General features: G+C 74.4%; 12 protein-coding genes and 1 riboswitch. Of the genes, 6 read left to right on the top strand and 6 right to left on the bottom strand.

Annotation, left to right across the window (positions count from 1 at the left end; all coding sequences use genetic code 11):
- Positions 1 to 7: 7 nt before the first annotated feature.
- On the bottom strand, positions 8 to 688 hold the full coding sequence (gene thiE / locus ACOJVX_RS01855; protein WP_418153882.1) for a thiamine phosphate synthase: 681 nt from the start codon (positions 686 to 688) through the stop codon (positions 8 to 10).
- 113 nt (positions 689 to 801) lie between these two features.
- A riboswitch (TPP riboswitch) is annotated at positions 802 to 910 on the top strand.
- A gap of 6 nt (positions 911 to 916) precedes the next feature.
- Between thiE and ACOJVX_RS01850 the strand changes: the two genes are divergently transcribed.
- From ACOJVX_RS01850 to ACOJVX_RS01840, 3 genes are read left to right on the top strand one after another with little or no spacing between them, the layout of a single operon-like run.
- Complete coding sequence (locus tag ACOJVX_RS01850) at positions 917 to 2,176, top strand: FAD-dependent oxidoreductase (RefSeq protein WP_422647194.1); 1,260 nt, start codon at positions 917 to 919, stop codon at positions 2,174 to 2,176.
- A complete protein-coding gene (gene thiS / locus ACOJVX_RS01845; RefSeq protein ID WP_026417556.1) occupies positions 2,176 to 2,376 on the top strand; it encodes a sulfur carrier protein ThiS in 201 nt (66 codons plus the stop codon). Before ACOJVX_RS01850 ends, thiS begins: the two co-directional genes overlap by 1 nt.
- A gap of 5 nt (positions 2,377 to 2,381) precedes the next feature.
- Positions 2,382 to 3,149 (top strand): thiazole synthase, encoded by a 768-nt coding sequence (locus ACOJVX_RS01840; RefSeq protein ID WP_030105149.1) that lies wholly within the window; start codon positions 2,382 to 2,384, stop codon positions 3,147 to 3,149.
- A 34-nt stretch (positions 3,150 to 3,183) separates the two neighbouring features.
- On the opposite strand, the gene ACOJVX_RS01835 is transcribed toward ACOJVX_RS01840, so the two are convergent.
- The 4 genes from ACOJVX_RS01835 to ACOJVX_RS01820 form a co-directional block, all read right to left on the bottom strand.
- Positions 3,184 to 5,112, bottom strand: coding sequence for an FUSC family protein (locus tag ACOJVX_RS01835; RefSeq protein WP_051712681.1), 1,929 nt, complete (start codon positions 5,110 to 5,112; stop codon positions 3,184 to 3,186).
- Between the two features lie 1,023 nt (positions 5,113 to 6,135).
- The gene (gene thiD, locus ACOJVX_RS01830) at positions 6,136 to 6,990 is read right to left on the bottom strand and encodes a bifunctional hydroxymethylpyrimidine kinase/phosphomethylpyrimidine kinase (protein ID WP_030105146.1); all 855 of its coding nucleotides are present in this window, start codon (positions 6,988 to 6,990) and stop codon (positions 6,136 to 6,138) included.
- A complete protein-coding gene (thiC, locus tag ACOJVX_RS01825) occupies positions 6,987 to 8,651 on the bottom strand; it encodes a phosphomethylpyrimidine synthase ThiC (protein WP_422647193.1) in 1,665 nt (554 codons plus the stop codon). Before thiC ends, thiD begins: the two co-directional genes overlap by 4 nt.
- A 477-nt stretch (positions 8,652 to 9,128) precedes the next feature.
- The gene (locus tag ACOJVX_RS01820) at positions 9,129 to 9,701 is read right to left on the bottom strand and encodes a peptide deformylase (RefSeq protein ID WP_026417560.1); all 573 of its coding nucleotides are present in this window, start codon (positions 9,699 to 9,701) and stop codon (positions 9,129 to 9,131) included.
- Positions 9,702 to 9,973: 272 nt separating this feature from the next.
- Here ACOJVX_RS01820 and ACOJVX_RS01815 point away from each other — a divergent pair, with 272 nt between their 5' ends.
- The 3 genes from ACOJVX_RS01815 (at position 9,974) to ACOJVX_RS01805 (ending at position 12,279) form a co-directional block, all read left to right on the top strand.
- Positions 9,974 to 10,273 (top strand): DUF3263 domain-containing protein, encoded by a 300-nt coding sequence (locus ACOJVX_RS01815; RefSeq protein ID WP_016698464.1) that lies wholly within the window; start codon positions 9,974 to 9,976, stop codon positions 10,271 to 10,273.
- A gap of 51 nt (positions 10,274 to 10,324) precedes the next feature.
- Positions 10,325 to 11,020: a LytR C-terminal domain-containing protein gene (locus ACOJVX_RS01810; protein ID WP_026417561.1), complete on the top strand. Its 696-nt coding sequence runs from the start codon at positions 10,325 to 10,327 to the stop codon at positions 11,018 to 11,020.
- A gap of 236 nt (positions 11,021 to 11,256) precedes the next feature.
- The gene (locus ACOJVX_RS01805) at positions 11,257 to 12,279 is read left to right on the top strand and encodes an N-acetylglucosamine kinase (protein WP_035291315.1); all 1,023 of its coding nucleotides are present in this window, start codon (positions 11,257 to 11,259) and stop codon (positions 12,277 to 12,279) included.
- A 25-nt stretch (positions 12,280 to 12,304) separates the two neighbouring features.
- Here the strand turns inward: ACOJVX_RS01805 and ACOJVX_RS01800 are convergent, their stop codons facing one another.
- A complete protein-coding gene (locus tag ACOJVX_RS01800; protein WP_081893456.1) occupies positions 12,305 to 13,144 on the bottom strand; it encodes a DUF3159 domain-containing protein in 840 nt (279 codons plus the stop codon).
- Positions 13,145 to 13,223: the final 79 nt, after the last annotated feature.

The following is a 13,223-nucleotide window of genomic DNA, read 5'->3' as shown; positions in this document are numbered from 1 at the left end:
CGCCCCCTCAGGCCGGGGGCAACCGCTTCCGCAGGGCCGAGGCGGCCTCCCGGGGATCGGCCGCCTCGGTGATGGCCCGGACGACGACGATCCGTTCCGCTCCGGCGTCGAGGACCCCGGACAACCGCTCCGGGCCGATACCGCCGATGGCGAACCAGGGCCGGCCGTCGGTCCCCCAACGCCGCGCCGTGTGGCGCACCAGGTCGAGCCCGGCGGCCGGTCGGCCCGGTTTCGTCGGGGTGGTCCAGCAGGGGCCCACGCAGAAGTAGTCGACCCCGGGCTCCACCGCGGCCGCGTCCGCCTGGCCCCGGTCGTGGGTCGACCGGCCGATCACGACGTCCTCCCCGACCACCCGACGCGCCCACGAGACCGGCAGGTCGTCCTGCCCGAGGTGCAGCACGTCGGCCCCGGCCGCCAACGCGATGTCCGCCCGGTCGTTGACCGCGAGCAGCGCGCCGTGCCCGGCGCACAGCTCCCCGATCGTCCGCAGCGCCGCCAGTTCCTCCCGAGCCTCCAGCGGCCCGGACCGGCCACCCTTGTCCCGCAGCTGCACGACGTCCACCCCGCCGGCCAACGCGGCCGCCACCACCTCGGCGAGGTCGCCCCTGTCCCGGCGGGCGTCGACGCACAGATAGAGCCGGGCGGCCGCGAGCCGAGCCCGTACCCGCTCTCCCGTCAGTCCTGGCATACCCGTGAGCCTAGGAGACGCGTCGCGCGGGTGACGACGTCCATGGGACCCCACCCGGCCGACCTCCCCGGGCGGGCGGGTGGTTCCCGGCCCCGCCGCCGGGTTACGGTGAGGGCAGTCCGCACGGGAGTCTGGGGCACCAGGCTGAGAGGGGGCCTGCCGGCCCCGACCGTGGAACCTGATCCGGATCATGCCGGCGCAGGGAGCGTGGTGAGTGGTGTGTCATCGGTGAATCGAACGAACCAGCTGGTCGTCGTCGGCGCCGGGGTGATCGGCAGCGCGGTCGCCTGGCACGCGGCCACCGCCGGCTGGTCGGTGGTCGTGGTGGGTCCGGAACCGGCCGGCACCAGTTCCTCCTGGGTGGCCGGTGGGATGCTGGCCCCCGTCTCCGAGGCCTGGCCGGGGGAGGAGATCTCCCTGCGACTCGGCTCCGCGTCGCTGGAGTCCTGGCCCGCGTTCGCCTCGGCCGTCTCGGTGGCGGCGGGAGGCGCGGCGGACCGCGCGCCGGGTGGCCCGCTGCTCTCCGCCGAGGGCGGCCTCCTGGTCGGAGTGGACGGTGCGGACCGGGCCGACCTGGAACGGCTGGCCCGCTACCTCGCCGCGCGCGGCCGGGAGGTGACCGCGCTGTCCGGGCGGGAGGCACGCTCGCTGGAGCCGGCGCTGGGGCCGGCGGTCCGCCACGGGCTCCACGTGCCCGGCGACCTCGCCGTGGACAACCGACGTCTGCTGTGGACGGTGCGCGCCGCCGCGCGGGCCGCCGGCGCCGTGTTCGACACCGATTGGCTCGCGGAGGAGGCACGCGGTGGTCGGGTGCTGCTGCGCCGCGCCACGCGCGTGGGTCCCGGCGGGCCGCCCCGGCTCGACGTGGGCGGTGGCGAGGACGGGGAGCGTGGGACCCGGGAGTGCGACGTGGTCGTGCTGGCCGCCGGCGCGTGGTCGAGCCAGCTGCACCCCGGGCTGGAGCGGTTGATCCGCCCGGTGAAGGGCGAGGTGATCCGACTCGCCGCGACCCCGGGCAGCCTGCCACCGCCCCGGCGCGTGATCCGAGGTTCGGTGCACGGCCGCACCGCCTACCTGGTGCCCCGGGACGGCGGCCGCCTCGTGGTGGGCGCCTCCCAACGGGAGAACGGCTTCGACACCTCGGTGACGGCGCGGGCGGTGCGCGAGCTGCTGACCGACGCGGGCGCGCTCGTCCCCGCCCTCGACGAGTACGAGGTCACCGAGACCATCGCGGGCCTGCGACCCGGCAGCCCGGACAACGTCCCGCTGGTGGGCGCGCTCGAACCCGGGCTGCTGGTCGCCAGTGGCCACCACCGCAACGGCCTCCTGCTGACGCCGGTGACGGTCGAGCTGGTCGGCCGGCTGCTCGGGCTGGCCAGGGCGGCGTTCACCTCGGCGTCGACCGACGCCGAGGAACTGCTGTCGGCGACCGACCCGGCGCGTTTCGCGACGGTGGGCGGGGCCGACCACGTGGAGGAGGTGCGGTGATGCGGGTGCTGATCAACGGCCGCGCGCACGAGCTCGCCGAGTCGTGCACGGTCGCGGGGGCGGTGGCCGCCGCCGGCGCACCGGCGCGGGGGACCGCGGTCGCGCTCGACGGCCAGCTGGTCCCCCGCGCCGAGTGGACGCGGACCGAGCTGACGCCCGGCGCGCGGCTCGAGGTGCTGACAGCGGTACAGGGAGGGTGAGGTCGATGGACGACGTGCTGGAGATCGCCGGTCGCCGCTTCTCGTCCCGGCTGGTGCTGGGGACGGGCGGGGCCGCGAACCTGTCGGTGTTGGAACGCGCGCTGGTGGCCTCGGGAACCGAGCTGACCACCGTGTCGCTCCGCAGGGCCGACACCTCGGGAGGCCCCGGAGTCCTCGACCTGCTCCGCCGGTGCGGGGTCGGGACGCTGCCCAACACGGCCGGGTGCCGCAGCGCGGCGGAGGCGGTGCTGACGGCCCAGCTCGCCAGGGAGGCGCTCGACACGAACTGGGTCAAACTGGAGGTCGTCGCCGACGAGGACACGCTGCTCCCGGACCCGTTCGAAACGCTGGACGCGGCCGAACGACTGGTGGCCGACGGCTTCACCGTCCTCGCCTACACCAACGACGACCCGGTACTCGCGCGCCGGCTGGAGGACGCGGGCTGCGCGGCGGTGATGCCGCTCGGCTCACCCATCGGTTCGGGTCTGGGCATCCGCAACCCGCACAACATCGAACTCATCGTGAACCGCGCGTCGGTGCCCGTCGTGTTGGACGCCGGCATCGGGACCGCCTCCGACGCCGCCCTGGCTATGGAACTGGGCTGCGCCGCGGTGCTGCTCGCCACCTCGGTCACCCGAGCCGACGAACCGGAGCGGATGGCGCGGGCGATGCGGGACGCCGTCCGGGCCGGTCGGGAGGCACGCCTGGCCGGTCGCATCCCCCGGCGGTTCTGGGCGCGGGCCTCCAGCCCAGCCGTCGAGGGCGGGTGGTGAGACCGCTCCGCCGGCGCGGGCGCCGCGCCCGTCCTCACCAGGACCGGTACCGGAACGCGTGCTCGAAGGCGGCGTCCGGTGTCGCCTCCTGCTCGGCGTCCTCGGAGAGCTCCCTCCCCAGCTCGACCAGCTCGTCCACCGCCAACCGGGACAGGTAGGCGCCCTCGACGACCGGCCCGGCCAGCAGCTCGATCCCGGCGAGGTCCGGTCGTTCCTCGCGGGGAGCGCGGCGGCCCACCTCGCTCAGTTCCTCGTCGGCCAGGCGCAGCACGGGCGTGAGACGCTCCCGGACCTCCTGGGGGCGGAACGCGACGCCGCCGACGGCGGCCCGCAGGGCGTCCAGCGCCGCCCCCGCTCGGCGGGCGGCCTCCTCGGCGGACGGGCCGGCCTCCTCCAGCCGCGCTGGCAGCCCGAGCAGGTCCTGGGTGCGTCGCAGGGACCGCACGTAGGCACCGCGCAAGGCCCTGCGACCTTCCGAGGTGTCCCGTGCCCCGTAGGCGCCTCGCGTGAGTTCGCCGACCGCCAGCGCCGCCATCCGCGTGGTCCGGCCGACGTTGGGCAACGAACTGCTGGGCAGCACGAGGTAGCTGGCGTAGCCGAGGATCAGTGCCAGGGTGGCCCCGACGGCGGTGATCGCGCCGAAGCTGACCAGGACGGCCGCCACGGGCCGTTCGGTGGCCGGGACCTGGACGAGCAGCACGACGGCCACCACACCGGACATGAGCAGCGGGAAGCTGGTCCGCAGCACCGACACGCCGGCGATCATGGCGAAGAGCGCCACCGGGATGAGCACCCACGGCCATGGCAGCAGCGCGACCAGCCCGGCCGCGAGCGCGACACCGACGACCGAGGCCCCGGTCCGCTGCAGGCCCCCCTCCATCGTGTCGCGGGTGATCGGCTGGAGGACGAGGTAGAGCACCAGCAGCATCGGGGCCGCGGACGGCGTGTCCAGCCACAGGGTGATGAACATGCCTCCGGCGACCGCGAGCGCGCAGCGGAGCGAGTGCCGGAACAGGGAGGACCGGAAGGAGAGGTGCGCGGTCAGCACGCCGAGGGCGCGCAGCAGCACGCCCCGCCACGACGGCCTCGCCAACCGGTCCGGCTTCCGGTCGACCACGGCGCGGCGGACCCTGTCCAGGCCGGACCGCACCATCCCCACCGCGGGGGGCAGCTCCGCCCCGCGTTCCGCGAGCACCTTCGCCGCCGGGTCCAGCTTCGCCATCGCCGGTAGCCCGGTGCAGGCGGGGGCGGTGACGGCCGCCGCCAGCTCCCCAGCCACCAGCTCGGCGTCGCTGGCGATGGTGCGGAGCCTCCGCGCCTCGACCCCGGTCGACCTCGCCGCGCCGGCCAGCAGCATGGCCCGGCCGGCCCGGTACTCGGCGGCCCCCGCGAGCACCTCACCCAGCCAGGCCCGGGTGCCGTCGGCTCGCCACACCCGGGCGGCGTCGTGCAGCCCGCCGGGGGTCTGGTCGGTGAGGGCCGCCGCCACGGCGGCGCGGGTGGGTCCGGACGGGTCGTCCTTGCCCGCGGCGATCCGGACCACGACGGCCAGCAGCACACCGCAGGCCCCGCCCGCCGCCAGGAACACCGGGTCCTGGCCCTCGCCCAGGCCGGTGGTCAGGGCGAGCAGGGTGGTGGTGGCCATGACCTGCCCGACCCGCAGGTAGCCGCTGCCCAGGGCGGGCAGCATGCCCGCCCCCAGGACGACCAGCGAGGCCACGACGATGGCCGGTGGCCCCTCCAGGGACGGCCCCACCGCGACGACGGCGGTGAGGAGCGGCCCCAACCACACCATCGCTCTCAGGTCGGCGCGCAGCGGCCCGACGCTCGCTCCGACGAGCGTGAGCACCGCCACGAGTCCACCGAGGACGGCCACCCGGTCCAGGCCGAGCGGCACCGCGACGCCGGTGGCGAGTCCGACCGCCACGGCCGTCATCACGAGCTGCCGAACCGGCAGCTCCACGCTCAGGCGAGTTGACGGTCGCGACCGTATGCCTGTCAGCACCCAACCAACCACGACGAGAATGTTCCCTGATCAACTACACGAAGTGACCGCACCACACGCTCAGCGGGCAAGGACCACCCGAGAGTAGGAAAAGGTCTGGCCGACCGTTCTGCCGCCACGGCAACCCCCCGATCTCGTGCCGGGCCCCACCGCGCCATCCCCTGCCGCTCCCCGGGAGCGGCCCTCGGGCGCACGGGGCACCTGCTCTGTTATTGCCCCCGGAACGCGGAGCGTTACGGCGACGTCCACGGGAGGCGCCGGTGTCCCGGTGCCGCGCGGAGGCCCAGCGGGGAAGGGGTGACCGACGGGGGCGGCGGCGGGGCCGAGCCACCCCGTCCAGGGCCCTTCGCGGCGGGGACGGGGATGAGGCGCTCGACCACACCGCGCTTTCGCCCCACTCAGCGACGGTCCCTCCCCGTGGGGAGGACACGCGACAGGATCATGACAGCGTTGCCGGGACTTCACGCCGCGATCGGGCTACCCGATCGCCCGACCGGCGGACGGTACGGCGCGACCGGTGTGCGGTTGTGCGGCCCCGCGCACCCGCCGGCCGAACGCCCGGACCCCCGGAGCGGCTCTCGAGCCCTGGCCGGCGAGACCGGTCGAGGCGGGTGGGGCGGGGGTGGTGGTAGGCGGCGCCACCGCCCGACCGGGCGGGGCCCCTCCGTTCACCGCCCGCCCCGCGGCGCGCCCTCGCGCCCCGGAGGGCGGTGGGGTCGGCGCCACGGGGAGCGGCCGGGGTGACCGGTGACGTCGGGCCGGGCCACCGGCTGACCGAGGCGGGCCCAGCGCCGAACACCACCAGAACGATCACCGGGAGTGATCACCGATCAGCCTTTGGTTGATCACCTGGCTGGCGGCAGGGCCTCGGGCACCCGCCCCGCCACGACCGGGGGCCCCGGCACCGGGGCGGCCCGGCCGCCCCCAGCGGTGCCTACCCGGTGGGAGTCCCGGCGGGTCTTCCGGTGACGGGGGACGGACTCACCACGGGACGTCGGAGACCCGCCAGAACGCCGAGACGGGCCCGACGCCGCCGCCGAGCGGATAGGCGGCGGCCACCGCCCGCATGATGTACCGCTTGCCGACCCGCACCGCGTCGACGAGGTCCCGCCCCTGGGCCAGGGCGGCGGTCACGGCCGCGGCGAGCGTGTCGCCGCCGCCGTGCGTGTGTTCCGTCGGATGACGCGGGCCCGGCAGCTCGATGACCTCACCACCCGCGCCCACGAGGAGGTCGACGCAGTCCGAGTCGGCGGACAGGTGCCCCGCCTTGATCAGCACCCACCGCGGTCCGAGGGCCAGCACGGCCTCGGCCGCCTTGCGCAGGTCCGCGCGCCTGGTGACCTCGACACCGGTCAGCAGCCGCACCTCGTCGAGGTTCGGGGTGGTCAGCGTCGCCCGAGGCAGCAACACCTCCCTGACCGCGCCCAGCGCGCTGTCCGCCAGCAGGGAGTCGCCGTGCATCGAGGCGGCCACCGGATCCACCACGAGCGGGATCTCGGCCGCCCGGCCGATCCCGAGCTCGTCGCACGTCCCCGCCACCGCCTCGATGATCCCCGCGCTAGCCAACATCCCCGTCTTCACCGCGTTCGCGCCGATGTCGGTGGTGACCACCCGGACCTGGTCCCGCACCGTCTCCGCCGGGATCTCGTGGAACCCGCTGACGCCGAGCGAGTTCTGGACGGTCACGGCGGTGATCGCGGACATGCCGTGGACCCCGCAGGCGAGGAAGGTCTTGAGGTCGGCCTGGACACCAGCGCCGCCGCCGGAGTCCGAACCCGCGATGGTCAAGGCGGTCCGGGGCGTCACCCCCGGGCCGGGGGTCGACCGGGGGCTCATCGCTCCACCACCGGCAGGTAGACCGAGCCGCCACTGGCGGTGAACTCGGCCGCCTTGGCCCTCATGCCCTCCTCGACCGCCCGCTCCGTGGTCAGGCCGCGTTCCTCCGCGAACCGCCGCACGTCCTGGCTGATGCGCATGGAGCAGAACTTCGGTCCGCACATGGAGCAGAAGTGGGCGGTCTTCGCCGGTTCCGCCGGCAGGGTCTGGTCGTGGAAGGCCCGGGCCGTGTCCGGGTCGAGGGCCAGGTGGAACTGGTCCACCCAGCGGAACTCGAAGCGTGCCCTGGACAGGGCGTCGTCCCGCTCCCGGGCCCGGGGGTGGCCCTTGGCGAGGTCGGCGGCGTGCGCCGCGATCCGGTAGGCGACCACACCGGTCTTGACGTCGTCCCGGTCCGGGAGCCCGAGGTGTTCCTTGGGGGTGACGTAGCACAACATCGCGGTACCCGCCCGCGCGATCATCGCGGCTCCGATGGCCGAGGTGATGTGGTCGTAGGCCGGGGCGATGTCCGTGGCGAGCGGGCCGAGGGTGTAGAAGGGCGCCTCTCCGCAGAGCTCCTCCTCCAACCGCACGTTCTCCTCGATCAGGTGCATCGGGACGTGCCCCGGGCCCTCGACCATCACCTGGACGTCGTGTCGGCGCGCGACGTGAGTCAGTTCCCCGAGGGTGCGGAGTTCCGCGAACTGCGCCTCGTCGTTGGCGTCGGCGATCGAGCCGGGACGCAGGCCGTCCCCCAGGGAGAAGGTGATGTCGTACTCGCGGAAGATCTCGCAGAGTTCCTCGAAGTGCGTGTAGAGGAAGCTCTCCTCGTGGTGCGCGAGGCACCAGGCCGCCATGATCGAACCGCCCCTGGAGACGATGCCGGTGACGCGGTGGGCGGCCAACGGGACGTACCGGAGCAGGACACCGGCGTGGACCGTCATGTAGTCCACGCCCTGCTCGGCCTGTTCGAGGACGGTGTCGCGGTAGACGGGCCAGGAGAGCCGGGCTGGGTCCCCGCCGACCTTCTCCAACGCCTGGTAGATGGGCACGGTGCCGACCGGGACCGGGGAGTTCCGCAGGATCCACTCCCTCGTCTCGTGGATTCGGCGACCGGTCGACAGGTCCATGATGGTGTCCGCGCCCCATCTGGTGGCCCACACCATCTTCTCCACCTCCTCCTCGATGGAGGAGGTGACCGCCGAGTTGCCGATGTTCGCGTTGACCTTGACCAGGAACCGCCTGCCGATCACCATCGGCTCCGACTCGGGATGGCGACGGTTGGCCGGGATGACGGCCCTGCCGGCCGCGACCTCGTCGCGCACCAGCTCCGGCGGGACTCCCTCCCGCACCGCCGCGAACTCCATCTCCGGGGTGACCACACCGGAGCGCGCGAGGGACAGCTGGGTGCCACCGCCGGTGGCCTCCCGGTCGGTGATCCACGTCGTCCTGAGCGGTTCGAGCCCGCGGCGGACGTCCACGGTCGCCTCGGAGTCCGTGTAGGGGCCCGAGGTGTCGTAGAGGTCGAGGTGTTCGCCGTTGGTGAGGGTGACCCGGCGTTGGGGGACGCGCAGCCCGGACGGCGTGCTGACGTGCACCTTGCGCGATCCGCTGATCGGACCGGTGGTGACCCTCGGGTTCCCGGACTCCCCGAGGTCGAACGGAACGGACTCGGCCGCCATCGCGGCACCTCCCTACGCCGGCATTACCCGGACAGGTTCATGCGGTCGGCGACACCCGTGCTCCGGCACGAGTCGCCCTCTCAGCCCGCTCTGGCGCGAGCTCCCGCGTGTGTTCGGTTGTCTTCGGCCGAGGCTAACGGCCAGGCGCGGCACCCGTAAAGACCGCGATCGTGCGCGGCCGGGCCCGACCACGAACCCAGCCGGTGCGCCGCACGGTCACGGCCGACCCGCCCTCGGGGCCGGCGGGCGGCACGGCGGCGCACCCGCCCCCGGCGCGACCGCCCGTCCGTCCGCCGTGGAGGAACGGTGGCTGCCGGGACGCGCGGCGGCTGCCGGGCGCATCGGCGCGCGGAGGGACCCGGCCCCGGCCGGCGGGCCGAGGCGCTGCCCGGTGTCCCGCCGCCACCCGGCCCGCGCGGGGCACCCGCCAGCGGGACCGGGACCGTCCCCAGCCCGGCTGGAACGGAACGGGACCGATCAGCTCTGCTCCCGCGCCGACTCGGTGGCGGGGTCCCACGACAGCCCGGGCCGTCCCCACTGGTTGGCCTTGAGCGCCCGTCGGGCCTCCCGCTTGTACCGGCCGATGAGCCGGTCCACGTAGAGGTAGCCGTCGAGGTGGTCGGTCTCGTGCTGGAGGCAGCGCGCGAAGAACCCGGTTCCCTCGACCACCACGGGCTCGCCGTGCTGGTCCTGCCCGGTCACCTTCGCCCAGCGCGCCCTTCCCGTAGGGAACGCCTCACCGGGCACGGAGAGGCAGCCCTCGTAGTCGTCGTCGGGATCCGGCATCCCCTCGGGGATCTCGGAGGTCTCCAGCACGGGGTTGGCGACCACGCCGCGGTGCCAGTCGCCCTCGTCGTCATGGCAGTGGTAGACGAAGATCCGGAGGTCGATCCCGATCTGGTTGGCGGCGAGTCCGACACCCTCCGCCGCCGCCATCGTCTCGAACATGTCCTCGACGAGCCGGGCGAGTTCGTCGTCGAAGGTCTCCACCGGACGAGTCGGCTGGTGCAGCACGGGGTCGCCCGCGATCCGGATGGGGTGAACGGCCATGCTGGTGACCCTATGCGTTCGGTCCGAACGGGGGACACACCGGTCGGCCCGCTCCGCCGCCGCCGGCGCGCGCACGATCCTCGGACCAGGGGCGCGCCCGTTGGGAGAGCGTTGTCCCAGGGCAGGGCCATTCACCGAAGGAGTGCCGCCGCTGACCGCCCGCGTGTCGATATCGGCTGCTCGTGACGGGCTGACATGATGTAATGACACGGAATGACACGAGTGTCATTCGCTGGACGCCAGGATCTCGGACCGTCAGGCGAGGAGCCCAGATGGACGCCGCAGGGGAGGCTCTGCCACCCACGCCGGAGCCGGACTCTGGAGTCAGCGCTCTCGACCGCGCCATCCTCGCATTCGAGAGCCAGTGGTGGAAGTACGCGGGCACCAAGGAGCAGGCGGTCCAGGAGTTGTTCGGAATGTCCCCGGAAGGCTACTACGAGCGACTGGACGTCCTGATCAACCTGCCGGCAGCGCGTCGTGCCGATCCCATGCTCGCCCGACGGTTGTCCCGCCTGCGAGGGAGCCGGCGCCGCGCCGGCACCGCGCGGGGGCTGGGTTTCGATCCCCAGTAGACCAGGAATCCCCAGCGAGTCCAGACCACGATCGCCCTGGAGGCCCGTCCCGTGAGCAATGTCGATCCCGCTGGTTCGGCACGTCCGCTACGAATCGCCGCCATCGGCATGTTCGCGGTCGCGATCCTGGCCCTCGTCGTCGGAGTCGTCAGCCTGACCCAGGACGACGGTGAACCGACCGCCGCGGAGAGCACGCTGACCTCCGGGGCTGGAACGTCGAGTGGCTCGCCGTCCCCGACCGGCCCGGCCCCGGAGTCCGGGTCCTCGTCTCCGGAGTCCTCGGAGGACGCCGACGAGACCGAGGGGCCCGAGGGGACGGCGGAGGGCGGCGCACCGGGGGACGAGCCCGGCGCGCCGGAGGGGACCGAGGGCTCCGAGGGGGGATCGGGGTCCGACTCCGAGGACGCCGGACCGGGATCGACCGCCTCCGGCGACGACGGCGGGGAGCTGCCGGAACTGCGGGTGTACAACAACAGCACGGTGCGGGGCCTCGCGAACCGGGCCGCCGGCGACTTCCGCGACTCGGGATGGGACGTGTCGGAGGTGGGGAACTACTCGTCCGGCGTGATCCCCTCCACCACCATCTACTACCGGCCCGGCACCCCGGAGGAGCAGCTGGCCGGCGAGATCGGCGCCGCGTTCGGCATCCCCGTGGAGCCGAGGTTCGACGGCATCCGGGACGCCGCCCCCGGGGTCATCGTCATCGTCACCAACAACTACGGGCAGACCTCGACCGACCCGAAGTAGACCGGACGCCGACCCTCGGGACCAGGGCGGGGACACACCGGCCCCGGCTCGGTTGGCGGCCGGGGGAGCCCGCCTCACCGAGGGGGTTGGGTGAGACGGGCATCCTCACGGTACCTCTGAACGGAGTAGCCGCGCCGACCCCGCGGTGACCCACCTGGCGCGTACCCGAGGTCACCCTCGCGCCAACGGGTGACCCGGGGCGGTCCGTGCCGGATACTCGCAGCCAGGAGGTGCCGATGAACACTGCCGCGGAGTTCGTGCTCGGCCTCGACGTCGGGGGTACGTCCACCCGCGCCCTGCTCGCCGGCCTGGACGGCACGCGGGTGCGGGTGAGCCGCCGAGGTGGCGGCAACCCGAACGCGCACCCCCCGGAGATCGCCGTCCGGGAGGTCGGTGCCGCGATGCGCTCGGCCCTCGGTTCGCTCGACCCGGGTCTGGTCCGGTACGTGGTCCTGGGCCTGGCGGGGGCGAGCAAGATGACCGACCCCAGGGTTCGGGAGCTGTTCGACGAGTCCTGGCGGTCGCTGGGACTCCGCTGCCCCGTCGACGTCATCGACGACTGCGAGGTCGCCTTCGCCTCGGCCACGGCGGAGCCGACGGGCAGTGTCGTGATCGCCGGCACCGGATCGGTGCTGGGAGCGGTCGACCAGGGTCGTCTCGTGCGGACGGCGGGTGGCCACGGCTGGTTGCTCGGCGACGAGGGGTCGGCGTTCTGGCTCGGGCGGGAGGCCGTGCGGCTCACCCTGCGCGAACTGGACGCGGACAGCCCCGGCGGGGCGCTGTCCCACGCCGTCCTCGCCGCGCTGGTGGTGGAGGTGCCGGGCGGTCTCCCCCCGGACAGGCGCGATCGCATCACGCTGAAGCAGCGGCTGCTGACGGCGGTCAACGGTCGGCCACCGATCGACCTGGCCGCCCTGGCGCCGCTCGTCGACACCTCGGTCGGGGAGGGGCACGCGCCGGCGGCGGAGATCGCGCGGGCGGGAGCCCTCGCGCTGGCCACCGGTCTGGCGCTCATCCGGCCCCCCTCGGACACGACGCCCCTCGTCATGGGCGGCAGCGTCCTCGGCGAGGGGACCTCGGTCGGGGCGGTCGTCCGGGCGGAACTGGCGCGCCGCTGGGGCGGCACTCCCCTGGCGGCGGGCGACGCCGCGGCCGGCGCGGCCTGGCTCGCGCTGAACCGGCTGGCCGGACGCCGTCAGGCGCGGATCACCCACCGCCGGCTGCTCGGCCACGACCAGGACCCGGTGCTCTCCCCCTGACCAGGCGACGTCCCGGCACCACCGCTCAGCGCTCGGTGGCGCTCTCCTCCTGGCCACCGGGGCCGGCCACCGCCGGTGAGGTCGCCTCGCGGCCGACGTCGGGGGAATCCGGAGTGGATGGCTGCTGGTCGGCCAACGACCCGTTCCCGGCTCGGCCGCCGTCCCGGGGTGGCGGGGCGCCGGTACCTCCTCCCGCTTCCCGGGGGTGCCGGATCCCCGGGTGTTCGGTGGGAAGCGCGCGCCGCAGCACCCACCAGCTCACGGCGAGGCAGAGCGCCACCAACGGCCAGCTGAGCACCACCCGCGCGGTGAGCAGGGGGCCGACCAGCCCGGCCAACCAGAGGGGGAGGAACACGGCGACCCGCACGAGGTACTGGCAGACCCAGATCCAGCTCGCGAGGCTGTAGGCGCGCAACAGCGCCGGGTCCCGACGCCACCGGGTCCGCTGCCCGAGCACGCCCCCGACCACCACGCCCAGCAACGGCCAGCGGATCAGGATGCTGGCCGCCCACACGACCACGCTGCCCACGTTCGACATCAGCTGCGCGAGGAAGAAGTCCTCCGGGCGGCCGGTGTACAGGGCGATCACCGTGGCGAGCCCGACACCGAGCAGCCCCAGCACGACGGCGCGGGGACGGTCGCCGCGCCGTAACCGCCACAGCGCCACGGCGAGTCCGACGACGAGGGCGGCGGCCGCGCCGGCACCCACCGACGAGTCCCCGAGGAACCACCCCCCGGCGAACGCGACCGCGGGCGCGGTGGCGTCCAGTGCCCCTCGGCGACCACCGAGCACGGCGGCCAGCGACTCCTGCTGCGCGGGCGCGGCCCTGACCTCGGCCACGTCCTCCCTCGGCTGCTCGGTCACGCCTCCAGCCTGCCCGATCCGGTCCGGCGGGACCACGCCTGGTCCGTCACGTCCGGGTCCCGCCCTCCCCTCGGGGACG

The sequence above is a fragment of the Actinoalloteichus caeruleus genome, from assembly GCF_049311605.1.
GTDB classification, from domain to species: Bacteria; Actinomycetota; Actinomycetes; order Mycobacteriales; family Pseudonocardiaceae; genus Actinoalloteichus_B; species Actinoalloteichus_B caeruleus.
Note: the sequence above shows the minus strand (reverse complement) of the source record. Positions and strands in the feature narration are given on the sequence as shown.

Bases quoted from the DNA above. Each gene is read 5' to 3' on its own strand.
- thiE (WP_418153882.1), bottom strand. From the start codon at position 688: ATGCCAGGACTGACGGGAGAGCGGGTACGGGCTCGGCTCGCGGCCGCC.
- ACOJVX_RS01805 (WP_035291315.1), top strand. From the start codon at position 11,257: ATGAACACTGCCGCGGAGTTCGTGCTCGGCCTCGACGTCGGGGGTACG.
- thiC (WP_422647193.1), bottom strand. From the start codon at position 8,651: ATGGCGGCCGAGTCCGTTCCGTTCGACCTCGGGGAGTCCGGGAACCCG.
- ACOJVX_RS01815 (WP_016698464.1), top strand. From the start codon at position 9,974: ATGGACGCCGCAGGGGAGGCTCTGCCACCCACGCCGGAGCCGGACTCT.
- thiS (WP_026417556.1), top strand. From the start codon at position 2,176: ATGCGGGTGCTGATCAACGGCCGCGCGCACGAGCTCGCCGAGTCGTGC.
- thiD (WP_030105146.1), bottom strand. From the start codon at position 6,990: ATGAGCCCCCGGTCGACCCCCGGCCCGGGGGTGACGCCCCGGACCGCC.
- ACOJVX_RS01820 (WP_026417560.1), bottom strand. From the start codon at position 9,701: ATGGCCGTTCACCCCATCCGGATCGCGGGCGACCCCGTGCTGCACCAG.
- ACOJVX_RS01840 (WP_030105149.1), top strand. From the start codon at position 2,382: ATGGACGACGTGCTGGAGATCGCCGGTCGCCGCTTCTCGTCCCGGCTG.